Source organism: Sphingomonas sp. GW821-FHT10C01, from assembly GCF_059415525.1.
This window is the reverse complement of record NZ_JBWKNK010000001.1, coordinates 2,129,411-2,153,940: the sequence shown is the minus strand read 5'-3', so window position 1 is coordinate 2,153,940 and position 24,530 is coordinate 2,129,411. Positions and strand designations below refer to the sequence as shown.

Sequence of the window (24,530 nt, the reverse complement as noted above, 5' to 3'; positions counted from 1 at the left end):
AGCGTATGAGCTTGGACATTCTGGTCGTCGATGACGAGCGCGACATTCGCGAACTGGTCGCGGGCGTGCTCGAGGACGAGGGCTATGAGACGCGCGGCGCCGCCGACAGCGATTCTGCGCTGGAGGCGATCGCGGAGCGGCGGCCGAGCCTGGTGCTGCTCGACGTATGGCTTCAGGGGTCGCGGCTCGACGGGCTGGAACTGCTCGACGAGATCAAGCGGCGCGATCCGTCGATCCCGGTTCTGGTGATCTCCGGCCATGGTAATCTCGACACTGCGGTGGCGGCGATCCGGCGGGGCGCGAGCGACTTCATCGAGAAGCCGTTCGAGGCCGAGCGGCTGCTGCTGCTGGTCGAACGCGCGACCGAAACCGAGCGGCTGCGGCGCGAGGTCGCGTCGCTGCGCGCGAGCGTGGGACGCGAGACCGACCTGACCGGCACCTCGGGTTCGATCAACGGCGTGCGCGCGACGTTGAAGCGTGTTGCGGCAACCGGCAGCCGGGTAATGATCACCGGTGGGCCAGGAACCGGCAAAGAGGTCGCCGCGCGCCTGCTTCACGAATGGAGCAACCGGGTTGCCGGTCCGTTCGTGATCGTGAGCGCTGCGCGGATGACACCCGAGCGTGTGGAAGAGGAATTGTTCGGCGTCGAGGACGGCGACCTGGTCCATCCCGGCCTGCTCGAGCAGGCGCATGGCGGGACGCTGTTCCTGGACGAGATCGCCGATATGCCGATGGCGACACAGGGACGGATCCTGCGCGTGCTGACCGAACAGAAATTCAGCCGTGTCGGCGGGCAGCGCCAGGTGAAGGTCGATGTGCGCGTCGTCTCCGCGACCGGACGCGATCTGATGGTGGAGATCGCCGAGGGTCGGTTCCGCGAAGACCTGTTCTACCGGCTCAACGTCGTGCCCGTGACCATCCCGATGCTGACCGAACGGCGTGAGGACATCCCCCCGCTCGTCGAACATTTCGTCGCGCATTACGCCGCCGAGCGCCGCGTACCGACCCCGGAGGTCGCGCCTGACGCGATGGTCGCGCTGCAGAGCTATGAATGGCCGGGCAATGTCCGCCAGCTGCGCAACGTGGTCGAAGCGACCGTGATCCTTGCGCCGGGGGACCGGATCGGCCGGATCGACATCGACATGCTGCCCGCCGATGTGCTCGGCCGGCGCAGCGGCGAAGGCGATGGCGCCGGCGCGACCGCGATGATGGGCGCACCGCTCAAGGAAGCGCGCGAGACGTTCGAACGGGAATATCTGCGCATCCAGATCCGCCGCTTCTCGGGAAATATCTCACGCACCGCGCATTTCATCGGGATGGAGCGATCGGCGCTGCACCGTAAGCTGAAGCTGCTGGGCATCCACGAGGAACGCGAAGAGTAAGACCCGACGTTCGTCGAAAAGCGGCTTGCAACGGCGGGGAGGGCCACTGGACCTTCCCCGACCGACCGCCTACATTGCCGCTACGCGCCGCGGGTGGCGCGTCTCCGACGCCGGGAAACGGCGCTCTCGCGGGAAAAATCCCGCCAAGAATAGTGGAAGCCGCACAATATGGCCGACAAGCAGACCTCGCTCCAGGACCTGTTCCTGAACGCACTCCGCAAATCCAAGACCCCGGTCACGATGTTCCTGGTGAAGGGCGTGAAGCTCCAAGGCATCGTCACCTGGTTCGACAATTTCTCCGTGCTGCTGCGCCGCGACGGCCAGTCGCAGCTGATCTACAAGCACGCGATCTCGACGATCATGCCGTCGGGCGCGGTCGATGTCGCGTCGATCGTGGACGCGGTACCGGAATCATCCTCAAAGAACCCGGTTCTGCAGGAAATTTTCCTGAACGCGGTCAAGCGCCAGCACGAGAACGTCACGATGTTCCTGGTCAATGGCGTGATGCTGCAGGGCGGGATCGCCGCGTTCGACCTGTTCTGTATGCTGTTGCAGCGCGATGGCGTTTACCAGCTGGTCTACAAGCATGCCGTTTCGACCATCCAGCCCGCGCATCCGCTGAATCTGGCCGATGACGGCGAGGAAGGCTGAGGGGCGGACCGCCTGAACCTATGAGTACGGGTTTCGATCGCGATTCCGACGAGTTCGCGCGTGGTGCACGCGCCGTGGTGGTCTATCCGGACCTCGGCGGCAGCACACGCGACGCCGAGGCTCGACTGGAGGAAACCGCGGGCCTCGCGCTCGCGATCGGCGTCGAAGTGGTCGAGCGGGTGGCGTTGCGCATCCGTGCGCCCAAGCCGGGCACGCTGATCGGATCGGGCCAGGTGGAGGCGCTCGCGGAGACGGTGCGCGACAGTGAACTGGGCCTGGCGGTGTTCGACGCATCGCTGACGCCGGTGCAGCAGCGCAATCTTGAGACCGCGCTCGGCTGCAAGGTGATCGACCGCACCGGGCTGATCCTCGAGATTTTCGGCGAACGCGCGCGGACGGCCGAAGGTCGGCTGCAGGTGGAACTGGCGCATCTCGACTATCAGGCGGGACGGCTGGTGCGCAGCTGGACCCACCTTGAGCGTCAGCGCGGCGGTTTCGGATTCCTGGGTGGCCCCGGCGAGACGCAGATCGAAGCCGACCGCCGGCTGATCCGCGACCGCATGGCACGACTGAAGCGCGAGCTGGATTCGGTGAGTCGCACACGCGGACTCCATCGCGACCGGCGCCAACGCGCGCCGTGGCCGGTGATCGCGCTGGTCGGCTATACCAATGCCGGAAAGTCGACGCTTTTCAATCGCCTGACCGGCGCTGACGTCATGGCGGAGAATCTGCTGTTCGCGACGCTCGACCCGACGCTGCGGCAGATTTCGCTGCCCGGCATCGACAAGGCGATCCTGTCGGATACGGTGGGCTTCGTATCCGAGCTGCCCACCCAGCTGGTCGCCGCGTTCAAGGCGACGCTGGAAGAAGTGGTGTCGGCTGACCTGCTGATCCATGTCCGCGACATCGCGCATCCCGATACGCAGGCGCAGAAGGACGATGTCGAGACCGTGCTGAAGGAAATCGGGGTCGATCCCGCGACTCCGCGGTTCGAGGTCTGGAACAAGCTCGACCTGCTCGACGCGGAACAGCGCGCCGATCTGTTCGCCGAAGCGGGTAAACGCGACGATGTCGTCGCGGTGTCGGCGCTGAGCGGGGAGGGGATCGAGACGCTGATCGGCAAGGTCTCCGGCCTGCTGACCCAGGGGCACCGGCGCTATACGATCCGGCTCGACCCAAGCGACGGCGCGGGTGCCGCCTGGCTGCACCAGCATGGCGACGTCGTCGAGCACTGGATGGATGGCGACGATGCCGTCTATGAGGTCCGCATGGCACCCAAGGATTATGAGAGGTTCGAGGTTCGCGGCGTATAATGTTGAACCGACGTATTTTTCTTGCGTTCTCGGCCCTGTCTCTCATTTCGGCCGCGTCACCGCCGGAGCCGACGACGGTGCGGGTCCGGCTGATCACGTCGGCAGGCACTATCACACTGGCACTCGATTCCAGGCGCGCGCCGAAAACGGTCGCGAACTTCATGCTGTATGTCGATGACGGGCGGTTGGAGGGGACCGAATTCTACCGCACTGCCCGCCGGACCAGCGATCCGAAGCTCGGCTTTGTCCAGGGCGGGATCGGCACCGACGCGCGCCGCATACTTCCCGCGCTGCCGTTGGAGCCGACCAACCGTACCGGGATCAGGCATCTCGACGGCACCATATCCATGGCGCACGGGGCAGACCCCAATTCGGCGAACGGCAATTTTTCGATCATGGTCGGGGATAACCCCTCGCTGGATGCGCGTTCCAACACGCCCGGGTTCGCCGCGTTCGGAAGGGTGATCGGCGGGATGGACGTCGTCCACCGGATGCTCGCGATGCCGAGCGGTGGGGGCAGGGGCGCGATGCGCGGCCAGATGATCCTGAAGCCGGTGAAGATCATCCGCGCCCAACGGATGGACGGGACCGCAAAGCCGAGCGGGGGACCGAAACCCTGGCTGGTGACGCTACCCTGGCAGAAGAAATAGCGGGCCTGACAAAGGGCATAACGGATTTTCCAACCAGTTGGACGATTCTCCACTTGCTGCAACGCAACATAGTCGCCAGATTGTTGCCATGGATACCGCTAACGGAGCCGAATCACCGGCCAACCCGACACCGATCGTGCTGGAAGGGATCGTCAGGCAGCTGTGCCTGAACGCCTTCTACAACCGCACGCGCATGGTGCTGGCGCCGCATATCCTCTACATGCGCGGCGATGCGCTGTACGTCGATGCGCAGATCGTCTCGCGCGATTTCGTGATCCCACGCGAAGAGAAGATCGGCACGTTCAAGATCGATGGCCTCAAGAACCTGGCGCTGACCGAGCGCGGCTTCACGATCAGCAGGCTGTTCGAGCGGGAGGCCGAGAAATATGCCGGCGCGTTGATGGCGGTGGAGGCCGCAACCGAAGCCGCTTGATCGCAGCCCTATCTTCGCGTGATCGGGGAGGGGAGCCAGCGCGCTAGTCGATCGGTGCCCGGCAGATCATGCCCAGCTTGTTGCCCACCGGATCGCGGACATAGGCGGCGTACCAGTTGGGCCCGTAATGCGGGCGAAGCCCGGGCGCTCCTTCATCACTCCCGCCATGGTCGAGCGCCGCGGCGTGAAACGCATCGACCTGGGCGCGGTCGGTCGCGAACAGGCCGATCATCGAGCCGTTGCCCTGATCAGCAATGCCACCGTCAAAGGGACGGGCGATCCAGATCGTGAAGCCTTCACCCCTGCCGCCTTCGGAATAGGCGCGCCAGCCGGGAAATTCGACATGGCTGGACCAGCCGATCGTGCCGAGCACGGCGTCGTAGAAGCGGTTCGACGCTTCGGAATCATTGGCGCCAATCGTGACATAGGCCGACATTTCAGTTCTCCTCTGCAGGAGAGGAGGGCTACCCCGCTGCGCGGAACGTAACAAGAACAAAAAATCAGCGGCGCTTGACCTGCTGCCAGAGCGCTTCCTGTGCATCGAGATCGAGTGTGGCGAATGCCTCGCCGGCTTCGGCCTCCATCGCGCGGAAGCGAGTTTCGAACTTGGTGTTGGCGGCGCGTAACGCAGCCTCCGGGTCAACGCCCAGCTTGCGCGACCAATTGACCATCGCGAAGAGCAGGTCGCCGATCTCCTCGGCACGGTGCGCATCGGACGTGGCGGCCTCGACCTCAGCCAGTTCCTCATCGATCTTGGCGCGGGCGCCCGAGGGATCGGGCCAGTCGAAGCCGGTGCGCGCGGCGCGCTTCTGAAGCTTCTCAGCGCGAAGCAGGGCCGGGAGGCCGGTCGCGACGCCGTCCAATGCGCCGGTCGTGCCCTTGCTTCCCCGCTCTTCGGCCTTGATTTGTTCCCACAGGTGATGGCCGCCCTCGGCCGCGCCGAGGAAGATGTGCGGATGGCGGCGTTCCATCTTGGCGCAGATGCCGGCGATGACGTCGGACAGGTCGAAATCACCGGCTTCCTGCGCCATGCGGCTGTGGAAGATCACCTGGAGCAGCAGGTCGCCGAGTTCGTCCTTGAGATCGGCCATGTCGTGACGTTCGATCGCGTCGGCGACTTCATACGCTTCCTCGATCGTGTACGGCGCGATCGTCGCAAAGGTTTGGACGGTATCCCATTCGCAGCCAGTGACGGGATCCCGCAGCCGCGCCATGATCGCCATCAGCCGCTCAATCCCAGGGGGTTCTATCGCGGCGATATCGATAGCGGGGGGTACTTCCCGGTCACTCATGCGAAAGTCCGATAATATACATTATGTAAAATCAAACTGTGGTTTTCGGGCGCGGTTCAAGGATCAGCACGTTCCCTTCCACCCGCCAGGATTTGAGCCGCGACAGGAAGTTCATGCCCAGCACATCGAGATCGCCGAAGTTCGAAGCAACGAACACGGTGAGATCGTCGGTACCGAGCGGCCCGACCTCGACGCGTTCGGCGCGTGCCCGACGCGCTTCGACGGTACCGTTAGCGGTCGATACGCTCACCGGCGCGCCGCGCGCATAATCGATCCCTGCGACCTTGGCGGTTTCCTCACTGATCGCGCTGACTGTCGCACCGCTGTCGATCAGCATCCGCCGTTCGACGCCGTTGATCGTCGCGCGTGCCCAGAAATGACCGTCAGGCGACAGCTGGATGCGGATCGTGTCACCCTCAGCAACCTGTGGCGCCTCCGATATACCGATCCTGGCGCCGATGGTGTTGAACTGATCGGCGATGGTGTGACGGTTGATCACGAGCAGATAGATCACGCCAGCGATCACCGCCCAGCCAATCACGGTCTTGAGAATGAACCCGATCGGCAACCGGCGGATGCTGAGCGAACCCAGCACCAGCACCAGAAAGCCGACCAGCGAAACCAGCTGTAGGATTTGCGTTTCGCTCAAACCACGATCTCCATGCCGTCATAGCCCGGTTCTACCCCCCCGGGCAGTTCGGCAAGCAGCGTCCTATAGTCCATCGTCTTGTCCATATGCACAAGGACGGTTCGTGGCGAACGGCATTTGCGCGCCCAGCCGAGCGTCTGTTCCAGATGCGGATGCGTGGGATGCGGCTCACGCCGCAGCGCATCGGCGACCCACAGGTCGAGATCGGTGTAGAGATGCTCCATCTCAAGCGTGAATTCATTGAAATCAGTGGCATAGCCGATCGACTTCCCATCATGCTCAAAGCGCAATCCGGCTGAAGTGATTCCGCCGTGCGGCTGATCCACGGTGCGGACGACGATGTCGCCGATGATCGTGCCGTCCGCAAGCGGATCGATCGTGGCGGTGGCGCGATAGGGTCCCCCGCCCTCGAACACATAGCGGAAGCGCGCAGCGAGGCCGGCAAGCGTCGCGGGCGGTGCGAAGCCCGGAACCGGCTCACCCCGCGCGTGCATCAGCTGGCGCAGATCGTCGATGCCATGGGTGTGATCGGCATGATCGTGCGTCCAGATCACCGCGTCGACATCGTCGATATCGGCAGCGAGCAGTTGTTCGCGCATGTCGGGGCTGGTGTCGACCAGGATTCGGGTCGTGGCGCTTTCGATCAGGATCGAGGCGCGGGTGCGACGGTTGCGCGGTTCGGCCGGATCGCAGTCGCCCCAGTCATTGCCGATCCGCGGCACGCCCGACGAGGTGCCGGAGCCGAGGATACGGACCTTCACTTGCCCACCTACGCCAGCGTTTTCGCGAACAATTTGTGGAAGTTGGCGCGCGTAGCCTCGGCCAGTTCCTCGGCATCCATGCCGCGCAGCTGGGCGAGGAAGCGGCAGGTGTCTGCGACAAACGCCGGCTCGCCGGTCTTGCCGCGATGCGGGACCGGAGCGAGGAAGGGGGCATCGGTCTCGATCAGCAGGCGATCGAGCGGGAGCCGCGCGGCGGTTTCCTGCAAGTCGCGCGCATTCTTAAAGGTCACGATGCCCGAGATCGAGATGTAGAAGCCGAGCGCCATCGCCTTGTCGGCGAAGTCGCCGCTGGCGGTGAAGCAGTGGATCACACCGGGATAGGCGCCCTTCCCCATCTCATCCGCCAGGATGTTCGCGGTATCCTCCTCGGCGTCGCGGGTGTGAACGATCAGCGGGAGGCCGGTTTCCCGGCTCGCGGCGATATGGGCGCGGAAGCTGGCCTGCTGCTGCGCGCGATCGCTATGCTCGTAATAATAGTCGAGTCCGGTCTCGCCGATGCCGACGACGCGCGGATGCTGCGCACGGGCGACCAGCTTGGCGGTGTCGATATGCGGATGTTCGTCCGCCTCATGCGGGTGGATGCCGACCGTCGCCCAGACATCCGCCTCACGCTCGGCGGTGGCCAGTACCTCGTCCCATTCGCGCTCGCGCGTGGCGATGTTGAGCATCGCCACCACGCCGCTTTCACGGGCACGCGCGAGGACTTCGGGCTGCTGCTCGCCCAGTCCCTTGTAGTTCAGGTGACAATGGCTGTCGGCGAGCCTCATGCCGCAGGGACCGCCGCCAGTTCGAGCCGGGGAAAAACCCCGGTGGGCGGTGCCAGGCGGAAGCCCGATGCCGTCAGGGCATCATACCAGCCCTTGTCGTCGAGCGCCGCATGGTCACGCGCGTCCTGACCAATCTGGTCGAGGATCTTGCCGGCGGACTCGGGGATCACCGGAAGAACGAGGATGGCGAGATCACGGATCGCGCGGACAAGAGTACCGAGCACGGCGTGCATCCGTTCCGGATCGGTCTTGCGTAGCGCCCAGGGCGCTTGGGCGTCGATATACTGGTTGCAGGCGAAGACCGCGCGCATCCATGCGTCGAGCGCCTGACCCAGCGCGAGTTGCTCGAACGCTTCGCGGAACTCGTGCCCGGCGTCGGTCACGGCGATCAGCAGTTCGGCGTCCGCGGCCTCGCCACGGCCGTTTCCGGGCAGCTCGCCCTCGAGGTTCTTGGCGATGAAGGCGAGCGTGCGCTGCGCCAGATTGCCGAAGCTGTTGGCGAGATCGGCATTGGCGCGGGTGACGATCGCTTCGTCGCTGAAGCTGCCGTCGCTGCCGAACGCAACCTCGCGCAGCAGGAAATAACGCAGCGATTCGACACCATAGAGACGCGCCAGCTCCATCGGATCGACGACATTGCCGGTCGATTTCGACATCTTCTCACCCCGGTTGAGGATGAAACCGTGCGCGAAAACCTGCTTGGGCAGCGCGATCCCGGCCGACATCAGGAAGGCCGGCCAGTAGACGGCGTGGAAGCGGGTGATGTCCTTGCCGATCAGGTGCAGGTTCGCCGGCCAGTAATGCGCGAGCTCGCTCCCAGAGTCGGGATAGCCGATGCCCGTCAGGTAATTGGTCAGCGCATCGACCCAGACATACATGACGTGACCGGGCGAATCCGGGACCGGCACGCCCCAGTCGAAGCTGGTGCGCGAGATCGACAGATCGACCAGCCCGCCCTCGACGAACTTGACGATCTCGTTCCGCGAACGCTCGGGCCGGATGAAGTCGGGCTGCGCGGCATAGAGGTCGAGCAGCTTCTGCTGGTATTTGGAGAGCTTGAAGAACCAGGTTTCCTCGGCGGTCCACTCGACCGGCGTGCCCTGGGGCGAGAGCTTGACGCCCCCTTCCCCCTCGGTCAGTTCCTTCTCTTCGTAGAAGGCCTCGTCGCGGACCGAGTACCAGCCCTCATAGCGATCGAGATAGAGGTCGCCATTGGCCTCCATCGCCTTCCAGATGGCCTGACTCGCGGCATAATGATCAGTATCGCTGGTGCGGATGAAACGATCATATGAGATATTCAGATCACGCGCCATATCACTGAAATAGGCTGACATTTCGTCGGCAAGCTGGCGTGCGGTCAAATCGCGGGCACGCGCGGTCTGGGCCATTTTCAGGCCATGCTCGTCGGTGCCGGTCATGAAGCGCACGTCGCGCCCCGCCTGACGTTGGAAGCGGGCGATCGCATCGGCGGCGATCATCTCATAGGCATGGCCGATATGCGGCTTGCCGTTGGGGTAATGGATCGCGGTGGTGATGTAATAAGGTTCGGCCATGCGGGCGCTCTAGAGCAAGCGCGCGCCGGTTTGAAGCGCTAGCGCGCAGCAAGCCGCGCGAGGATACCGCCCATCTCGAACACCGTCGCCTGCGCGTCGAGCGATTGGGCGAGCGCGAGGGGGCCGAGCCGGGCCGCCGTTTCATAGGCGCCAAGTGCGTCGGTGAGCGCCCTTCCCTGCCTACCGCGCGCTTCCACCGCGATGAAGGCGGGGACGCGGGCGAGGAACGCCTCATAGCGCGGTTGAGCCGCCTTTGGCCCTAGCGTCTTCGCGAGGCGCGAGCGGATCGCGTTATCCGGGTCGCCATGCGATGCGATGGCGGACATCTCGGTATCTAGCGTGGCGAGGTCGAGACCGGCGAAACCCAGCGCCTTGCCCGGCGAACCGCTGCCCGCACGGACGAGCGCATCGATCTCGACCGCGCTCGCCTCGGGCAGTTCGGCCCGAAGGACAGAAGCGACCTCGACATCGCTCAGCGGATCGAAGCGCAACAGGCGGCAGCGTGAGCGGATCGTCGGGAGCAACCGGCCCGGCGAATGGCTGACGAGCAGGAAGATCGTCCCCTCGGGCGGTTCCTCGAGGTTCTTGAGCAGGGCATTGGCGGCGCCGGGGCGCTCGACATCGTCGATCGCGTCGATCACCACCACGCGGCGCGACGACATGCTCGGCTTGGTCGCGAACATCGGGTTGAGACCGCGCACCTGAGCGATCGGGATCGAGCGAGCAAGGTTCTCGCCTGGCTTGTCGGCATCCTTGGGCAAACGCTCCATCACGCGATAATCGGGATGCGCGCCCGCCTCGATCATGCGGCGCGTCGGGTGATCCTGGGGCACGTCGAAGTCGCCGGTGAGGTCGCCCTTGCCCGAAGCCTCAGCCAGCATCCGCATTGCCGCTTGCCGCGCGAAGGCCGCCTTGCCTACCCCCTCCGGCCCGGTGAACAGCCAGGCATGATGGAGTTGTGCACCGGATAACGCGGCGCGAAACGCGGCCTTTGCCGCGGCGTTGCCGGCAAGTGACGTCATGGCAGCAGATCGGCGAGCGCGTCCAGAAGTGACGTCGTGACGTCATCCGGCGTGCCCGAGGCATCGATCAGCCGCACCCGATCCGGCTCGGCCGCGGCGATGCGGCGGAACCCCGAGGTGACGGCAGCATGGAATTCCGGGCCGCGCGCGCCGAACCGGTCCGCGGCGCCACCATCGCGCGCGAGCGAGCGAGCATGGCCGGCGCCATCCGGCAGATCGAGAATGAAGGTCCGGTCGGGCAGCAACCCCTTCGACCCGAAGCCGTGCAGCGCCAGGATCGCGGCATCGTCGATATCCTGCGCGCCCTGATACGCCCGCGTCGAATCGACATAGCGGTCGCAGATCACCCAGTTGCCCGCCTCGACCGACGGGCGGATCAGCTTTTCGACATGATCCGCGCGAGCGGCGGCAAAGAGCAGGGTCTCGGCATGCGCGCTCCAGCGGTTGACCGCGCCCTGCATCAGCAGGCCGCGGATCGCCTCCGCCCCCTCGGTACCGCCCGGCTCGCGGGTCAGCACCACGGGGATCCCGCGTGCCTCCAGTGCCTCCGCCAGGCGGCGGACCTGGGTGGACTTGCCTGCGCCCTCCCCGCCCTCAAGGCTGAGGAAGCGCCCCCTCACGCGAAGAACGAGGTGAGGCCGGCCCAGACACGGCCGAAGAAGCCAGCTTCACCGACATCGCTCTCCGCAACCAGCGGCATGCGCTGTTCGGGCAGGCCGGGCGCGGTGATGACCAGGTCGGCGATATGCGCGCCGGCCTTGATCGGGGCCTTGATCGGCCCCTGATAGGACACGGTGGCCTTGAACTGCGGGCTGGTGCCGGCGGGGATCGCGACCGAGAGATCGCGCGGCGCGACGAGGCCGACTTCGGACGCATCGCCGAGCTGAACCTGCGCCGCATCGACCTTGCGGCCCTTGCTCACCACCTTCTGCGCCGACCAGGCACGGAAGCCCCAGTCCATGAACTTGACCGATTCCTCGATCCGCTGATTGGTGCTGGTGAGGCCAGCGACAACCATGACAATACGGCGGCCATTCTGCTCGGCCGAGCCGGTGAAGCCATAGCCCGCCTCATCGGTATGGCCGGTCTTGAGGCCGTCCGAACCCTTGACGCGACCCAGCAGCGGATCGCGATTCGCCTGGGTGATCGGCGCCCCGCCCATGGTGGTACCGAAGGTGAAGCTCTCCCGCGAGTAGAAGCGCTTGTAGAGATCCGGGTGGTTCGAGATCGTCGCCTTGGCGAGATGCGCGAGATCGCGCGCCGTCACATAGGTGCGCCCCTCGTCCGGCCAGCCGTTCGACGTGCCGAAGCGGCTGTTATTGAGTCCGATCTCCTTCGCCTTCTGGTTCATCAGGTTGACGAAGGCTTCCTCGGTCCCCGCTACCGCCTCAGCCAGCACGACGCAGGCGTCATTGCCCGACACGACGACGATGCCGTTGATCAGATTCTCGACGCTGACCTTCTGACCCGGTGACAGGAACATGGTCGAACCTGCTGTGGGACCATGCCATTTCCGCCAGGTTTCCGGCCGGACATCGACCATCTGGTCAAGCTTGAGCTTGCCCTGCTTGATGAGATCGAACGCGACATAGGCGGTCATCATCTTCGCCATCGACGCGGGCGGCATCCGCATGTCCGCCTTTTTGTCATAGAGCACCGCGCCCGACGACAGATCCTCCATGAACGCGACCGGCGCCGCGGTTTCGAACGGCGGCGCCTGCACGGCCGGACCAGCGCTATTCTGGGCGGTGGTCGGCGCGATCGCGGTGGTGAGAGCGGCGGCGGAAAGCAGGAACTTCTTCATGGGGCTTGTGGAGTCCGAAAAATTGGAGGTCAGGGCGTGGTGATGATGCGCGCGTCGCCATAGCCGCGTTTGGCGGCATCCGCACGTGCGCGTTCGGCGGATGCCTTGTCGGCGAACGGGCCGAGCTGGACGCGATGGATATTGCCCGCGCTGCGCACGCTGCCGCCAAGCTGATCGGCGAGCGTTCGGGCGCGCTGAGCATTGGAGAGCGCCGCGACCTGGACGGTCAGGGTGCCGCGAGCCGCGGGCTTGGGCGCCGGTTGGACCTTGGGCGGCGTCGGCGTCTCCGCCCTTACAGGCTGCGCAGCTACCGATTCGGGCTTCACCGGCTGTGGTTTCGTGGGCTTTGGTTTTGCCGGCTGCGGTCTGGCAGTGGTTGGCTGAGGCGGCCTTGCCGCGACTTGGACCGGCGCGGGCTGCTGTTCGGCGAGCATCCGGCGAAGCCCAACAAGCAGTGCCTGTGGCGCATCGGCACGAGTCGGCGCGGCGCGACTGGCGGAAAGCAGGACCGAATCCTGCGGCGTCACGGTCACTCGACGAATGCGAACGGGCGCATTGCCCACGACGCCAAGCTGTGTTGCCGCCGCGGGCGACAGCGCGACCAGCCCGCTTCCCTCGCCGCGCACCTGAACCAGAATGGTCCTGCCGGTGTCGAGGGCGGTGACCTCAGCGAAGCTGTTCGGGGCAAGCTCGCCGCTGAGCGCGAACGTCCCCTCTCCCTCGGCCAGCGAGATGCGGCCGACGCGGTCGAAGCGCGCCTCACCGGGGCGAAGCTGCGACGAGCCCTGCGGTGCCGAGCTGGGCGGCGGTGCGCCATAATCCGCCCCGGTACGCGGCGGCTCCTGCGCCGCGCTCGCGCCGGTGGCGGCGAGCAGCAGCAGAACGAGACTAGTTTGCGACTTCATCGGCGAGCAACCCCACGGACAGCGCGTAGAAATTGGAGCAATTATAGTCGAGAATCACGCGATAGTTTCCGGTGAGCAGATAGGCCGTGCGCCCCGGACCATCGGGTTCGAGCAGGGTCGCCTGGATATTGTCCGCCGGCCAACTGCCCGCTTGCGGCAGGATTCCCAGCGCGCGCCATTCGGCCATCGTCTTCCAGCCCGAATGGCGATCGAACACGCGGCCGCATCGCGGTGAACGCGTGCGGTTCGCGACCGTGGCGCGATTGAAACCCGCCGGCACGTTGACCGCAAAGCCCCAGGGCTGCCCCGGACGCCAGCCGGCATTGACGAAATAGTTGGCGATCGAAGCCAGCGTGTCGGCTTCGTTCGACCAGATATTGGCGACACCGTCGCCATCGCCATCACGTGCAAGGCGGAGGTAGATCGAGGGCAGGAACTGCGGATAGCCGAACGCGCCGGCCCAGCTGCCCTTCAACCGCTCGCGCGGAACGCCACGGTCGACCATCTTCATCGTCGCGATGAACTCGCCCGCGAACAGCGTGCGGCGGCGCCCTTCATAGGCGAGCGTCGCCAGGCTGCGCGGCAGATCGAAGTCCCCGGTATAGCTTCCATAATTGGTCTCATGGCCGAAGATCGCGACCATGATCGATTCGGGTACCCCCGTTTCCCGCTCGACGCGGGCGAGCTGCGGACGCAGGCGACTATAGGTGACGCGACCGCGGTTGATCCGCGCGGCGTCGACATGGCGTGCCTTGTAGGGTGCGAAACTGGGGATCGACGCCGTCGCGGTCGGCGGCCCGCCGGGCTGGGCGCGGTCAAGCTCGATCACGCGTGCATTATAGGTGAGTGAGGGCAGCACCGCGTCGAGCGTCCGCGCGCTCACGCCCTCCCGCAATGCCTGCTGGCGGAGCGGGCCGTTGATATAGGCCTGGAATCCCGCCTCGTCCTGAGCCACCGCCGGGGCGTTTGCGAGCGTACACGCCGCAATCACCGTCCCCAGCACACTGATACGCCGTACAAGGCCCTGAAAATCCCGCATCAGGCATCTGTGCCACAGCGTTTCGCGGGCATGAACCCCCTTGCGCGATGAAATCGCAGGCCTCTTGCAGAAAACGCGGCGAACGCCCAAAGGCGCTTCCCAGCGCGGAAGGGTGGCCGAGTGGTTTAAGGCAGCGGTCTTGAAAACCGCCGTGGGTGCAAGCTCACCGTGGGTTCGAATCCCACCCCTTCCGCCAACGATCCGTTGCCCTGTAATTGTCATCACATCGGTGAAAGATCCGCATCGCCTGGAGGCGAACGAGGCATGACTAACAGCGCAGCCGAATCAGCCCATACCGAATCCGCTCTGGCCCTGGCCAATCAGGGCATCGCGCATGGCGCAAATGGAGCGCGCGATGCTGCGGTGGAAGCGTGGGAAGCAGCATCGCACTATGCCGATACGCATTTGGCGGGCGCGGACATCGATTACTGGATCAAGAGCGGCCTAGGCGCGGCGCTGTTCGAGGCCGGCGCCTATGAGCGAGGCATCGCCGTTTCGGAACTGGCGCTCGACTGGTGTTCGAAGCTGAAGCAGCCGCTCCCAGCTCTAACGATCGCGCAATGCCATCTGCGGCTGGGGAATCGGAAATTGGCGCTCGACTCGATCGACCAGGCGCGGCGCCTCGCCGGTAATTCCGTACTCGAACGGCTGGAGCCGGTTGACCGGATGCTCCTTCTGGAAGGCTGAGGCCGCTCAGGCGCGCACCAGACGGCGATAGTCCTCCAGCGACCGTTGAATCGCGGTGGCGATATCCCCCCTGCCCTCAATCACGCAGAGCAGCGCGGTGCCCTCGATCAGGGCGAGGCAGTGATCGGCGATTGCCTCGGGCGTCAGCGATACGGAGAGCGCTCCCCGCTTCTGGTCGAGCGCGGCGGCGAAGATGATGCGCTGCCGTGCGCCCGCCATCTCTTCCCTGATCTGGTCCTTCACCTTGGGTAGGATCGAGAAGATGAAGCGGTAATAGGCGATGCGGTCCGACACGACCGTCGAGATCGCGTCCATGAGGCGGACATAGCCGGCGCACAGATCGGTGAAGACCGCGTCCAGTGTCTCGTTCTCGGCAGGAGCGGCAGCCCCTTCCGTACCGAAGAAGCGCAGGAAGAAATGCTCGATCGCCGCATCGTGCAGCGCATCCTTGTCCTTGAAATGGTGGTAGACCGCGCCCTTGGACAGGCCGGTCGCGGCTACCAGATCGGCCATGCTGGTGCCTTCATAGCCATGCTGGATGAACAGCCGGAAGGCGCTTTCGACAATGGCTGCGCGCGTATCCTTCATTCCGGCTCTCCAAAGGGCAGGAACATGCAATGGGCATGGACCGGGCCGAGGTCCAGTATCGTACGGTTTCGGAAGCCCCAGCGCTGGTAGAGCCGGACATTCGCCTCATTCTCGGTATCCAGCGCGACGCCTGTGGCGCGAGGATCGGCGCGAGTCCGTGCGATCGCATCCTCGACCAGATGGCGCCCGAAGCCGTGCCCCTGCGCCCCTGGCCTCACACCGACCATGACCAGATAGCCATGCGGATGGCGCGGAACCGCCGCGCGCGTCTGCTTCGTATAGGTGTTGAGAAAGACGGTTGCGCGCATGGGAAGTGCAAGCGCCACCGGAAGGAAACGAAGCGCGGACAGGGATGCGCCGAGCGTCGAGGCCAAGGGAGAAGCGGGCGGTTCGAGGAGCGCGCACGCGGTCAGCCGTCCGTCGACGAACACGCCGCGCGGCGCTCCGCGCATCAGGCGATTCATGTCGAACATGAAGGAGAGGAACGAGCTGACCCGGCGTTCCCAGCCCCGCTCCCCGCGCACGCCAAAGGCGGCGAGGAACAGCGGGTCCGCTTCGAATGCATGCGCCATCACCTCGATAAAGTCGGCTCGGTCGCTGGCGCGCAGGTCCCGGATGCGCGGTGCGTCAGCCATGGCGATAATGGTCGACCGCGAAGCTGAAGAGCACCTTGAGCATGAACAGTGCGCAGACCGCGGTCATGAAGGGCGACAGACCGGGCCACAGCGCGATTCCGGTGAGGCCGATCGCCAGCAGCAGGCCCGCGGCAAAGGTCTGAGACGGCTTGCCGGCACGCAGGTTGACGAGGATCGCTCCGGCGATGGTGAAGCCCCAGACGGCGATCGCCGGAACCAGGTCTGCGTTCAGCAGCGCCGCGACGGCGACGACATGGAGGTGGATGGCGATGAAGACCCAACGATTATGGGGACGCCCGGCATAGAAATCGCTGGTCCCGCGCGTGAAGTTGGCGACGCAGCCCGCCGCGATATCGAGCACCAGCAGCAGCGCCAGAACGGCACGCCACGGGGCCACGGCGCCGATCAGCCCGGGCGACGCCATGGCGAGGATGGCGGGCGCGGCGATACCGAACGCGAGGATCGAGACCAGCTGCCCCGGCCGCTGGGTTTCGCCGAATACGTCATGCAGATGACGATGCATATGAACTGAGTTCAACCTCACCTCCCGAATCAGACCGAACGGTCGGTTTGCAAATAAGGGTGGCACTTGCCCTGTCAATCGGCGCGATGACCGCCAACGAAAAACGCCCCAGCCACGTTATGTGGCCAGGGCGCTAGTCGTCGAATTCAGATGTCCGGCGGTGCCGGATCAGCCGCGGCCGATCAGCCGCTTTGCGATCGTGTCCGCGACCTCGCTCGCCGGGGCGCCCGAGCGGGCGCTTTCGTCCCAAACCTCGTTGAGGCGATCCGGGATGCGGGCGATGCGGGCCTCGACCTCGGCGCGGTTGCCCATGCCGAGATACTCGAGGCCGACATTGATGATGCCGCCGGCGTTGATGACGTAGTCGGGCGCGTAGAGGATGCCGCGCGCATGGATGCGGTCGCCATCGGCGCGCGTCGCGAGCTGGTTGTTGGCGCCGCCCGCCACCACCTTGGTCTCAAGCGCGGCAATCGACTCTTCGGTCAGGATCGCGCCGAGCGCGTTCGGGCTGACGATGTCCGCGGGGACGCGCAGGATCGCGTCGGCCGCGACGACGTCGGCCCCGAGTTCCTTCGCCAGCGCCGCCGCCTTGTCGGCGTTGACGTCGGCCAGCGTCAGCTTGGCGCCGTCGGCGGCGAGACGGCGGGCCAGACCGCCACCGACGCTGCCCACCCCCTGAACCGCGACGTGCACGCCGGCCATCGAATCGGCGCCCAGCGCGCGCTTCGCCGCAGCCTTGACACCGAGATAGATGCCAAGCGCGGTGAACGGGCCGGGATCGCCGCCCGCTTCCCCGCCTTCGACCGGCAGACCGGAGACATGGCGGGTACGGGTCGCGATGACCTTCATCCGCTCTTCCGACATGCCGACATCCTCGGCGGTGACGTAGCGGCCGCCGAGCGATTCGACGGCGTCGCCGAACGCGAGCAGCTGCGCTTCGCTGATCGTGGCGCCACGCTCGGGCGCCAGGACGACGCCCTTGCCGCCGCCGAGCGGAAGGCCGGCCATCGCGTTCTTGAACGACATGCCGCGCGACAGGCGGAGTGCGTCGGTGACCGCGGCGGCGCTGTCGGCATAGTGCCAGAAGCGCACGCCGCCCGCCGCCGATCCAAGCTTGGTCGAGTGAATCGCGATGACGGCCTTGAGTCCGCTCTGCGGGTCGCAGATCAGGTGCACGCCCTCGTGCTCGTCAAAATCGGGAAGATCCCAAACCGCGCTCATTCAACCTCTCCAATGACGCTAACAATATTTCCGGAGCGCGTAATATTGTTCCGCGCACCAGAGCGCCAGCCCCAAATTGAGGGTGGCGTATAACTGCGAAGGAGAATGGGGCGACCGACGGGACTTGAACCCGCAACTTCCGGCATCACAAGCCGGTGCTCTAACCAATTGAACTACGATCGCCGTGGAGGGGCGCGCTTAGCGGCACCACGGGCCAACCGTCAAGCCACTCCCTGCCTGATCATCGTCGAAGGCAAAATATGTGGGTGATTTACACCAATCGCGGAGCCGCCGGCGGTTGCGCGGGCAATCCGAATCGCCTCCTCGGTGGTGATCGCCCCCTCGCGTGCCAAGGTACGCGCGGACGATGCCAGAGTCGGAGCGGCCAGGAACGCGTGACGCGCGAGCAGAGCGGTATCCGCCCCCTTTGCAAGGAGTTCGTGGAGCGATCCGTCCACCACGACGGTCTCGAACACCAGGGCGCCGCCGGCATAGCCGGTCCCGTCGCAAGCCCCGCAACCCGCAGCACGGTAGATCACGGTGCCGGGATCGATACCCAGCAGCGCCGATTCGGACGCCCGGCCCTGCACCGGCAGGCGGCAATCACGACACAGCCGTGGAGACGCATGAGCGGCGACGGCAGCGCGAAGCGCCGCGCCCAGCAAATGTCGCTCAGCCTTTAGCGCGCGAACCTGTTCGATCGCGGCGACCGAACTGATCGCGTCGATCGCAATCACCATGCGTTGACCGGCCCTGGCAAGCTCAAGAGCAAGTGTCACAGTCGCACGATCCGCAACGCCGTCGATCAGGATCGCATCACAGTCCATCCGCGCCGCCGCATCGAGCGCGGAACGTTCCCCCTTGATCCACGGCGCATAGCCAGCGGGCGCGGCGAGCGTCTCGGCCAGATGACGGCGGGTTGCGGGCGAGGGGCTGGCGGCCAGCACCGCGCCGCCCGGAAGGTCCAGCGCCGCATGCAGCCTTGTCCGCATCGTACCCGGCATGCCGAGACCAGCCAGCGCGTCACGAGCCACGCCATGCGAGTCGATCCGGATGACGATGCGATCGTCCATCCGCGCGGCGCCGGGGTGGGCATGGGCGCTATCCAACCAGGGTATCGTAACCTCGAACTGTCCGAGCGGCGCCAGCACGCGCCCCTGCCGCGCCATCGCAGCCACCGAATTGCCGTCGAGATGGAGATGCAATGCGGTCGCGCCGTCGCGCACGGCAGTACCGATCAGGTCTTCGAGCGCGGGAACCGATGTCATGTGTCGCAGCTATGGCGCATACGTGACAAATCGACTGCGTTTTGATGACAGTTTGAGGACGGTCGTGACGGCTGGCGATGCCGTCACGCTTCTGGCATCTAGCCGGCATGATCGCACCTTCAGGCTATCCCATCGAACCCGTCATCGAACGCCTGTCGGTACAACCCGGCATCCAGAAGGTGCCCAGCCCCAAGCTGACGCTGTTCGTGCGCAAGAACTTCCTCGAGCCCGAACTCTGCGCCGAGGTGATGCGGCTGATCGATGAGAACCGCCGTCCGTCGCTGATTTCCGACTATAATGGCGACCCGGTCTTCCGGACGAGCGAGACCTGCGACCTGTCGAGCGACCTGACCGTGACGCAGGAGGTGGATCGGCGGATCACCGAGTTTTCCGGCCTCTCCCCCGCTCATGGCGAACCGCTGCAAGGGCAGCGTTACGAGGTCGGGCAGGAGTTCAAGGCCCATACCGACTATTTCGAACCGACCGGGATCGATTTCGAGAAATTCTGCTCAGTCGCCGGCCAGCGGACGTGGACGGTGATGATCTACCTCAACGAGGTGGAGGCCGGAGGCGCGACGCGGTTCAAGGCGATCGACAAGATCATCCAGCCCGAGACGGGCAAGCTGCTCGCCTGGAGCAATCTGCGCCCGGACGGCACGCCCAACCCGACGACACTGCATCATGCGATGAAGGTGCGCGCGGGGCTGAAGTACGTCATCACCAAGTGGTTCCGCGAGCGCCCCTGGGGTTGATCCGGCACTGGCCGCCGGTGCCCCGATAAGCGCGCGAACGAAAAGGCCCCGGTCGCATAGGGTAGCGACCGGGGCCTTCCCCCTTTTGCCCTGACCGGCGGGGGTAGCCGGTCAGGATCTTGCGTCAGAATTTCGCGCTGGCACCGATGCTGAACACGCGGCCCAGACGATAGCGGTTGATGTAGACCAGTCCGTGGTCGCCGAAATCCTGATATTCGTTGTACTTGGTTCCGGTCAGGTTACGCGCCTCGAACTTCAGTTCGAACTCGCCGCCCAGCAGTTCCACGCCCTGACGCGCGACCAGATCGAGCCGGAAGCCGGGCTTCTCGATGATGTCGGGCAGCAGGTTTGGGCCACGGTTGGTAACGCGCTCGCTGGCATAGTTGACCAGCAGCGTCAGCTGCGAGAGCGACTCGGTATCCTCGATCCCGAACTGGAAGTTGACCAGATGGTCCGACTGGCCGGTCAGCGGCGCGCCGTCGCGGAAGATCAGGTTCGCCGGCAACATCACCGGAGTGCCGCTGCCGTTCTGGATCGGGCTGGGCACCAGCGTCTTGTCGGCTTTGATCTTCGACTGGGTGTAGGTGTAGTTGAGCGAGAGCATCAGGCGGCGGGTCGAGAAGAACCCCTCCCCCAGCGAGTCGAGCGGAATGTACTTCACCGCCTCGAACTCGGCGCCATAGAGCTTCGCCGCCGGCGCATAGGAGAAGCCGGTCTGCAGCGGCGATTCGTTGGTCGGGAAGAACGCGACCTGCTCGGTCGGGTTCTTGATGTCCTTGTAGAAGCCGGCGACCGTGATCCGCTGCCCCTTGGGCATGAAGAATTCATAGCGCGCTTCGAAGTTCTTGAGCTCGGAGTCGCGCAGCTGCGGGTTACCGAAGAACAAGCGGTCCGATTCGAAATCGCGATAGACCTGCGGCGCCAGCTCGCGGAACTGCGGGCGGGCGATGGTCTTCGACCCGTGCAGGCGCAGCTGCATGTCGGGCGCGAAGTTCCAGGTGACCGTCAGAGCGGGCAGCCAATAGTTGTTGGCGAGCGTCGTGCCGACGAACTGCGCCGAGCTGGTCGTCACCTTTTCCTTGGCGCTCTCGTAGCGGACGCCGGCGGTGGCGCGCAGGCCATCCGCGATCTCGCCCTCGGCCTGGAAATAGCCGGCATGGATGCGCAGACCCGCCTCATAGGCGGCGGCGCCGTCGGCGCCCGAGACGTTGAACAGACGGATGCAGCCATCGCCCGCCGGGTTGGCGCAGGCGTTCATGATCCCGTCCTGCGACAGGATCAGGTCGGGGCGCAGATAGCTCCATGGCGCCGAGATGCCGCCGCCGAGGTACGAACGGTAGCGGAAGTCGTAGCGGAACGAGTCGCGCTGCGTATCGCTGTAGAAATAGCCGGCCGAAATGGTGATCGGGCGCGCGGTCGGCAGCTTGTAGGCGAAGTCGGCCTGGCCGCTCCAAAGCTCCTCATTGAGCTCGCTGAACGCAATGGTCGCGGCTTCGCCAAGGCCGTTGAGGCTGTTGACCCACGCCCCTTGCCCACGAGCAGCAGCCTTATCGTAGCGATAGCTGAAATAGCGCTCATACGGAGCGTTGCGTTCGGTCTTGGCGTAACTGCCGCGCAGATCGACCTTGAAGTCGTCGAATTTGAATTCGCCGACCAGCTGGGTGTTCATCAGCTGGCGTTCGAACCAGCTGGTGTTCTGCTGAAGCACCTGATCGCCGTTGCTGTTCGGATAGACCGTCGCCGCGCCCATCCGCGCCTGCTTGAGCGTGTCGTGGATATAGACATTGGTCCAGCGAATCTTGTGCTCGCCAAACTCGGCGCCGAAGCCGATCAGGCCGTTCACCACCGCGCGATTGTCGGTCAGCACGGTACGGAAGTCGCTGCGCAGCGCGCCGTTGGTGTCGGTCGTGTCCTGCTGGGTCGCGTCGCGGGTGCGGAAGCTGTTGCTGACGCTCGCCGAAGCGATCACGCCGAGACGGACCGAACCGACATCGACCGAGTGACCGAAGTTGAGATCACCGTTCCAGTTGGGCGGGATGTGGTAGTTCGCCTCGACCAAAGTGGTCTCCGCGTTCGTCAGCGAAGCAGCCTGGGCCGAACTGAAGACCGGCGTGGTCAAGCCACCCGCGCGGATGAACGCCGGTACGTCACGCTCGCCGGTGTCGTAGCCCAGCGTGTCGAGGCGGCCGCCGTCATAGACATAGCCGAATTCGCTGCTGGTGACGGTGTCGAACGCCACGCCGCCGCCGAGCTGGATGAAGCTCTCCTCCGGCACCGCGCGCGTCGTGAGGTTGATCACGCCACCGCCGAATTCGCCGGGATAGTTCACCGAATAGGTCTTCTGCACCAGCGCCGAGCCAACGATCGTGGTGGGGAAGATGTCGAGCGGGACGGTGCGCTTGAGCGGCTCGGGCGACGGCAACGGCGAACCGTTGAGCATCGACGAGGAATAGCGGTCGCCGAGGCCGCGCACGAAGACGAAGCCGTTGCCGACGACGCTGAGGCCGGTGACGCGCGTCAGCGCGCCGGCGATGTCGCCCTCACCCGTGCGGGCGATGTCCTCGGCCGTCAGGACCGAGACCACCTGCGGCGTCGCGCGGATGACGTTGGGGATGTTGCGGCCCGTGACGACGATTTCCTTGCCGGCATCGGCATCGAAACCCGGCGCGGAGACGTCGACGGTTTCTTCGGCCTGGGGTTCGGCCTCAGGCTGGGTTTGCGCCGGGGCCGGGGCCGGGGCCGCAGGCGCGGCAGCGTCCTGTGCCAACGCCGCCGGCGACACCAGCTGGGTCGAGACGAGGAGCAAGGTTCCAAATGCGAGGCGCTTGGTCATGGTCGCGGGATCCGAAGTCTTGAGGTCTGTTCTTGTTGGACTTGTGCCGGGACGGCGGATGAAACCGCCGCCCCGGCACGTGTCCGTCGAGTGCTGGGCGCGGATCAGGCGCCGTTGCAGGCGAAGTAGACCGAGTTGAACTTCGGCGGGCCTTCCTCCTGCAGTGCCGGATCGGCCGGGCGGATCGTGGTCTTGCCGCCCGCAGTCGTCGCGCCGGCGACGATGTTGAGGCACGGGACCGACGACTTCACGATGCCGTTGACGAAGGTGTAGTCGGCACCGCCGCGCAGGCGGATCGCCGCCGGAGCGTTCGCGGTCTGGATGAAGGTGAAGTTGGCCATGCGGCCGAACTGACGCGGCAGCGCGTCTTCATTGCCGTTCGAGTCGATCTCGGTCGAGAAGGAGTCGCTGGTGGCGCCGTTCGGCTTCTGCACCGCGATCAGGAACTGGACGAAACCGCGCCAACCCACATCCGTATCGAAGCCGTCGTCATCGGCGCCGGTGATCGCGATGTACTTGAGGTTGGTGGTGCCGCCGAAGATCTCGATGCCGTCGTCCGAGCTGTTGTGGACATGGACGTGGTCGATCACGGTGCCCGAACCGGTACCGCCGAGCGTCAGGCCCTGAAGCTCGTTGCCCAGGCTGATTTCGATGCCTGAGTAGCGGATCTGGACATACTGGACCGTGCCGCTGCTGTCGTTCTGGACATTGCCGCCGTAGAGCGCGTTGCCGGTACCCTCGACCACGTTCTCACAGGTGGTGCTGGTGCCACCGGCATCGTTCGAGCCGCTCGAGCAGTTCGAGATCGGCGCGCGGCCGGCGAGGATGATGCCGCCCCACTGGCCCTGGGTCGAATCCGAGGTGCTGGCCGGGTTCAGGTTCTGGGCCGAGGTAAAGATGATCGGCGCGCTGGCGGTGCCGATCGCGTTCAGTTTCGAACCGCGGTTGACGACGAGGAAGTCGTTGGCGGCGTCCGCATTGTTGGCGACAAAGAGTGCGCCCGCACCGACGTTCAGCGTCGCGGCGGCACCGCCCGCGCCGGTGGCGCCGACATCGGTGCCGACATCGACGCGGCCGTTGATCTGATAGGCAACGCCATCAACCGCATTCAACGTGACCGTGCCCGACACCAGAGCCGGCAGGCGGCAAAGACGATAATTGCTGTTGGTGCCCGCATCGGTCGTGCCCGCCGGGCAGGCGCTGGCCGCCGGCGCCGCCGCGCTGCGAGCGAGCGAGGTGACGCAGTTGTTGGTCGCCGGGATCGACGCGGCGCCGGTGAAGTTCGCCGTGCCCGAGCTGCAGGTCCAGTTCTGGAACGCGGTGTCGCCCGAACCGCCGATCGCGCCGATGAAGCTGGTGTTCACGAAGAACGAGTTGAGCGTCGAAGCGTTGAACGGCGTCACCGAGGCGGCGGCGCCCTGGGGGATCAGGCCGTTGAGCGGACCCGAACCTGCAACGGTGTTGTTGGTGCCGGCATTGAAGACGGTGAGTTGCTCGTCCTGCGTCACCGTGACACCGCTCTGGGTGGTCTGTGCGAACGAGGCCGTGGGCGTCGGGGTCGGCGACGGCGCCGGGGTAGGCGACGGTGTCGGGGTGGGCGACGGGATCACAATCGTGCCCGGGCCGGGCGACGCGACGCTCGACGCACCGTCGCAAGCGGCCAAGGTGGCGCCGGCGACGCTCGTCATCAGGATGAGGCTCAAACGCTTGAAGTCGGCCATGAAATTCTCCGTTCCGGGGATCCCGGTTCTGTCAGGATTCGGGCGTGCGCCCCGGATCGA

25 protein-coding genes and 2 tRNA genes are annotated in these 24,530 nt (G+C 65.4%); 8 read left to right on the top strand and 19 right to left on the bottom strand.

All coding sequences use genetic code 11. From position 1 onward, the window contains the following. Positions 1 to 5: 5 nt before the first annotated feature. The 5 genes from ntrX to AC07M1_RS10480 all read left to right on the top strand — a co-directional run bounded on the left by ntrX (position 6) and on the right by AC07M1_RS10480 (position 4,429). Positions 6 to 1,382, top strand: coding sequence for a nitrogen assimilation response regulator NtrX (gene ntrX / locus AC07M1_RS10500; protein WP_495162487.1), 1,377 nt, complete (start codon positions 6 to 8; stop codon positions 1,380 to 1,382). A gap of 168 nt (positions 1,383 to 1,550) precedes the next feature. Further along, positions 1,551 to 2,033 carry an RNA chaperone Hfq gene (gene hfq, locus AC07M1_RS10495; RefSeq protein ID WP_495162486.1) on the top strand — a complete coding sequence of 161 codons (483 nt, stop codon included), beginning with the start codon at positions 1,551 to 1,553 and terminating at the stop codon, positions 2,031 to 2,033. Positions 2,034 to 2,053: 20 nt separating this feature from the next. Further along, a complete protein-coding gene (gene hflX, locus AC07M1_RS10490; RefSeq protein WP_495162485.1) occupies positions 2,054 to 3,346 on the top strand; it encodes a GTPase HflX in 1,293 nt (430 codons plus the stop codon). Beyond that, a complete protein-coding gene (locus AC07M1_RS10485) occupies positions 3,346 to 3,996 on the top strand; it encodes a peptidylprolyl isomerase (protein ID WP_495162484.1) in 651 nt (216 codons plus the stop codon). The genes hflX and AC07M1_RS10485 overlap by 1 nt, the downstream gene beginning before the upstream one ends. Before the next feature lie 88 nt (positions 3,997 to 4,084). Next, a complete protein-coding gene (locus tag AC07M1_RS10480) occupies positions 4,085 to 4,429 on the top strand; it encodes a hypothetical protein (protein WP_495162483.1) in 345 nt (114 codons plus the stop codon). 43 nt (positions 4,430 to 4,472) lie between these two features. On the opposite strand, the gene AC07M1_RS10475 is transcribed toward AC07M1_RS10480, so the two are convergent. From AC07M1_RS10475 to AC07M1_RS10425, 11 genes are all read right to left on the bottom strand, one after another. Then, a complete protein-coding gene (locus AC07M1_RS10475) occupies positions 4,473 to 4,865 on the bottom strand; it encodes a VOC family protein (RefSeq protein WP_495162482.1) in 393 nt (130 codons plus the stop codon). Positions 4,866 to 4,929: 64 nt separating this feature from the next. Further along, on the bottom strand, positions 4,930 to 5,721 hold the full coding sequence (gene mazG, locus AC07M1_RS10470) for a nucleoside triphosphate pyrophosphohydrolase (protein ID WP_495162481.1): 792 nt from the start codon (positions 5,719 to 5,721) through the stop codon (positions 4,930 to 4,932). A 31-nt stretch (positions 5,722 to 5,752) separates the two neighbouring features. Further along, positions 5,753 to 6,370: a retropepsin-like aspartic protease family protein gene (locus tag AC07M1_RS10465; RefSeq protein WP_495162480.1), complete on the bottom strand. Its 618-nt coding sequence runs from the start codon at positions 6,368 to 6,370 to the stop codon at positions 5,753 to 5,755. Continuing rightward, complete coding sequence (locus tag AC07M1_RS10460) at positions 6,367 to 7,131, bottom strand: MBL fold metallo-hydrolase (RefSeq protein ID WP_495162479.1); 765 nt, start codon at positions 7,129 to 7,131, stop codon at positions 6,367 to 6,369. Before AC07M1_RS10460 ends, AC07M1_RS10465 begins: the two co-directional genes overlap by 4 nt. Before the next feature lie 8 nt (positions 7,132 to 7,139). Next, positions 7,140 to 7,919, bottom strand: coding sequence for a TatD family hydrolase (locus AC07M1_RS10455; RefSeq protein WP_495162478.1), 780 nt, complete (start codon positions 7,917 to 7,919; stop codon positions 7,140 to 7,142). Beyond that, positions 7,916 to 9,472, bottom strand: coding sequence for a methionine--tRNA ligase (metG, locus tag AC07M1_RS10450; protein WP_495162477.1), 1,557 nt, complete (start codon positions 9,470 to 9,472; stop codon positions 7,916 to 7,918). The genes AC07M1_RS10455 and metG overlap by 4 nt, the downstream gene beginning before the upstream one ends. Before the next feature lie 38 nt (positions 9,473 to 9,510). After that, positions 9,511 to 10,494, bottom strand: a complete 984-nt coding sequence (locus tag AC07M1_RS10445) for a DNA polymerase III delta subunit-related protein (RefSeq protein WP_495162476.1) — start codon at positions 10,492 to 10,494, stop codon at positions 9,511 to 9,513. Next, the gene (gene tmk / locus AC07M1_RS10440; protein ID WP_495162475.1) at positions 10,491 to 11,114 is read right to left on the bottom strand and encodes a dTMP kinase; all 624 of its coding nucleotides are present in this window, start codon (positions 11,112 to 11,114) and stop codon (positions 10,491 to 10,493) included. Before tmk ends, AC07M1_RS10445 begins: the two co-directional genes overlap by 4 nt. Beyond that, positions 11,111 to 12,298, bottom strand: coding sequence for a D-alanyl-D-alanine carboxypeptidase family protein (locus tag AC07M1_RS10435; protein ID WP_495162474.1), 1,188 nt, complete (start codon positions 12,296 to 12,298; stop codon positions 11,111 to 11,113). Before AC07M1_RS10435 ends, tmk begins: the two co-directional genes overlap by 4 nt. Before the next feature lie 29 nt (positions 12,299 to 12,327). Beyond that, positions 12,328 to 13,203 (bottom strand): SPOR domain-containing protein, encoded by an 876-nt coding sequence (locus tag AC07M1_RS10430; RefSeq protein WP_495162473.1) that lies wholly within the window; start codon positions 13,201 to 13,203, stop codon positions 12,328 to 12,330. Further along, positions 13,187 to 14,242 (bottom strand): lytic murein transglycosylase, encoded by a 1,056-nt coding sequence (locus AC07M1_RS10425; RefSeq protein ID WP_495162472.1) that lies wholly within the window; start codon positions 14,240 to 14,242, stop codon positions 13,187 to 13,189. The genes AC07M1_RS10430 and AC07M1_RS10425 overlap by 17 nt, the downstream gene beginning before the upstream one ends. 106 nt (positions 14,243 to 14,348) lie before the next feature. On the opposite strand from AC07M1_RS10425, the gene AC07M1_RS10420 reads away from it, so the two are divergent. Both AC07M1_RS10420 and AC07M1_RS10415 read left to right on the top strand, forming a co-directional pair. Further along, positions 14,349 to 14,438 (top strand) — tRNA-Ser (locus AC07M1_RS10420). Positions 14,439 to 14,506: 68 nt separating this feature from the next. After that, positions 14,507 to 14,929: a hypothetical protein gene (locus AC07M1_RS10415; protein WP_495162471.1), complete on the top strand. Its 423-nt coding sequence runs from the start codon at positions 14,507 to 14,509 to the stop codon at positions 14,927 to 14,929. 6 nt (positions 14,930 to 14,935) lie between these two features. Here the strand turns inward: AC07M1_RS10415 and AC07M1_RS10410 are convergent, their stop codons facing one another. The 6 genes from AC07M1_RS10410 to AC07M1_RS10385 form a co-directional block, all read right to left on the bottom strand. Further along, positions 14,936 to 15,517, bottom strand: a complete 582-nt coding sequence (locus AC07M1_RS10410) for a TetR/AcrR family transcriptional regulator (protein ID WP_495162470.1) — start codon at positions 15,515 to 15,517, stop codon at positions 14,936 to 14,938. Then, a complete protein-coding gene (locus tag AC07M1_RS10405) occupies positions 15,514 to 16,152 on the bottom strand; it encodes a GNAT family N-acetyltransferase (RefSeq protein ID WP_495162469.1) in 639 nt (212 codons plus the stop codon). Before AC07M1_RS10405 ends, AC07M1_RS10410 begins: the two co-directional genes overlap by 4 nt. Further along, positions 16,145 to 16,675 carry a hypothetical protein gene (locus AC07M1_RS10400; protein WP_495162468.1) on the bottom strand — a complete coding sequence of 177 codons (531 nt, stop codon included), beginning with the start codon at positions 16,673 to 16,675 and terminating at the stop codon, positions 16,145 to 16,147. Before AC07M1_RS10400 ends, AC07M1_RS10405 begins: the two co-directional genes overlap by 8 nt. Before the next feature lie 168 nt (positions 16,676 to 16,843). Further along, positions 16,844 to 17,896, bottom strand: a complete 1,053-nt coding sequence (locus AC07M1_RS10395; RefSeq protein WP_495162467.1) for a Leu/Phe/Val dehydrogenase — start codon at positions 17,894 to 17,896, stop codon at positions 16,844 to 16,846. Between the two features lie 106 nt (positions 17,897 to 18,002). After that, positions 18,003 to 18,079: transfer RNA gene (locus AC07M1_RS10390), tRNA-His, on the bottom strand. 38 nt (positions 18,080 to 18,117) lie between these two features. Beyond that, positions 18,118 to 19,164 (bottom strand): ATPase, T2SS/T4P/T4SS family, encoded by a 1,047-nt coding sequence (locus AC07M1_RS10385; RefSeq protein WP_495162466.1) that lies wholly within the window; start codon positions 19,162 to 19,164, stop codon positions 18,118 to 18,120. 107 nt (positions 19,165 to 19,271) lie between these two features. On the opposite strand from AC07M1_RS10385, the gene AC07M1_RS10380 reads away from it, so the two are divergent. Next, positions 19,272 to 19,916 carry a prolyl hydroxylase family protein gene (locus tag AC07M1_RS10380; RefSeq protein WP_495162465.1) on the top strand — a complete coding sequence of 215 codons (645 nt, stop codon included), beginning with the start codon at positions 19,272 to 19,274 and terminating at the stop codon, positions 19,914 to 19,916. A gap of 124 nt (positions 19,917 to 20,040) precedes the next feature. Here the strand turns inward: AC07M1_RS10380 and AC07M1_RS10375 are convergent, their stop codons facing one another. Both AC07M1_RS10375 and AC07M1_RS10370 read right to left on the bottom strand, forming a co-directional pair. Then, positions 20,041 to 22,749, bottom strand: a complete 2,709-nt coding sequence (locus AC07M1_RS10375; RefSeq protein ID WP_495162464.1) for a TonB-dependent receptor domain-containing protein — start codon at positions 22,747 to 22,749, stop codon at positions 20,041 to 20,043. A 104-nt stretch (positions 22,750 to 22,853) separates the two neighbouring features. Then, positions 22,854 to 24,470, bottom strand: a complete 1,617-nt coding sequence (locus AC07M1_RS10370) for a beta-helix domain-containing protein (protein WP_495162463.1) — start codon at positions 24,468 to 24,470, stop codon at positions 22,854 to 22,856. Positions 24,471 to 24,530 lie beyond the last annotated feature (60 nt).

Coding starts and splice junctions, on each gene's coding strand:
- ntrX (WP_495162487.1), top strand. CDS start 6: ATGAGCTTGGACATTCTGGTCGTCGATGACGAGCGCGACATTCGCGAA.
- hfq (WP_495162486.1), top strand. CDS start 1,551: ATGGCCGACAAGCAGACCTCGCTCCAGGACCTGTTCCTGAACGCACTC.
- hflX (WP_495162485.1), top strand. CDS start 2,054: ATGAGTACGGGTTTCGATCGCGATTCCGACGAGTTCGCGCGTGGTGCA.
- AC07M1_RS10485 (WP_495162484.1), top strand. CDS start 3,346: ATGTTGAACCGACGTATTTTTCTTGCGTTCTCGGCCCTGTCTCTCATT.
- AC07M1_RS10480 (WP_495162483.1), top strand. CDS start 4,085: ATGGATACCGCTAACGGAGCCGAATCACCGGCCAACCCGACACCGATC.
- AC07M1_RS10475 (WP_495162482.1), bottom strand. CDS start 4,865: ATGTCGGCCTATGTCACGATTGGCGCCAATGATTCCGAAGCGTCGAAC.
- mazG (WP_495162481.1), bottom strand. CDS start 5,721: ATGAGTGACCGGGAAGTACCCCCCGCTATCGATATCGCCGCGATAGAA.
- AC07M1_RS10455 (WP_495162478.1), bottom strand. CDS start 7,919: ATGAGGCTCGCCGACAGCCATTGTCACCTGAACTACAAGGGACTGGGC.
- metG (WP_495162477.1), bottom strand. CDS start 9,472: ATGGCCGAACCTTATTACATCACCACCGCGATCCATTACCCCAACGGC.
- AC07M1_RS10445 (WP_495162476.1), bottom strand. CDS start 10,494: ATGACGTCACTTGCCGGCAACGCCGCGGCAAAGGCCGCGTTTCGCGCC.
- AC07M1_RS10435 (WP_495162474.1), bottom strand. CDS start 12,298: ATGAAGAAGTTCCTGCTTTCCGCCGCCGCTCTCACCACCGCGATCGCG.
- AC07M1_RS10430 (WP_495162473.1), bottom strand. CDS start 13,203: ATGAAGTCGCAAACTAGTCTCGTTCTGCTGCTGCTCGCCGCCACCGGC.
- AC07M1_RS10425 (WP_495162472.1), bottom strand. CDS start 14,242: ATGCGGGATTTTCAGGGCCTTGTACGGCGTATCAGTGTGCTGGGGACG.
- AC07M1_RS10415 (WP_495162471.1), top strand. CDS start 14,507: ATGACTAACAGCGCAGCCGAATCAGCCCATACCGAATCCGCTCTGGCC.
- AC07M1_RS10410 (WP_495162470.1), bottom strand. CDS start 15,517: ATGAAGGATACGCGCGCAGCCATTGTCGAAAGCGCCTTCCGGCTGTTC.
- AC07M1_RS10405 (WP_495162469.1), bottom strand. CDS start 16,152: ATGGCTGACGCACCGCGCATCCGGGACCTGCGCGCCAGCGACCGAGCC.
- AC07M1_RS10400 (WP_495162468.1), bottom strand. CDS start 16,675: ATGCATCGTCATCTGCATGACGTATTCGGCGAAACCCAGCGGCCGGGG.
- AC07M1_RS10395 (WP_495162467.1), bottom strand. CDS start 17,896: ATGAGCGCGGTTTGGGATCTTCCCGATTTTGACGAGCACGAGGGCGTG.
- AC07M1_RS10385 (WP_495162466.1), bottom strand. CDS start 19,164: ATGACATCGGTTCCCGCGCTCGAAGACCTGATCGGTACTGCCGTGCGC.
- AC07M1_RS10380 (WP_495162465.1), top strand. CDS start 19,272: ATGATCGCACCTTCAGGCTATCCCATCGAACCCGTCATCGAACGCCTG.
- AC07M1_RS10375 (WP_495162464.1), bottom strand. CDS start 22,749: ATGACCAAGCGCCTCGCATTTGGAACCTTGCTCCTCGTCTCGACCCAG.
- AC07M1_RS10370 (WP_495162463.1), bottom strand. CDS start 24,470: ATGGCCGACTTCAAGCGTTTGAGCCTCATCCTGATGACGAGCGTCGCC.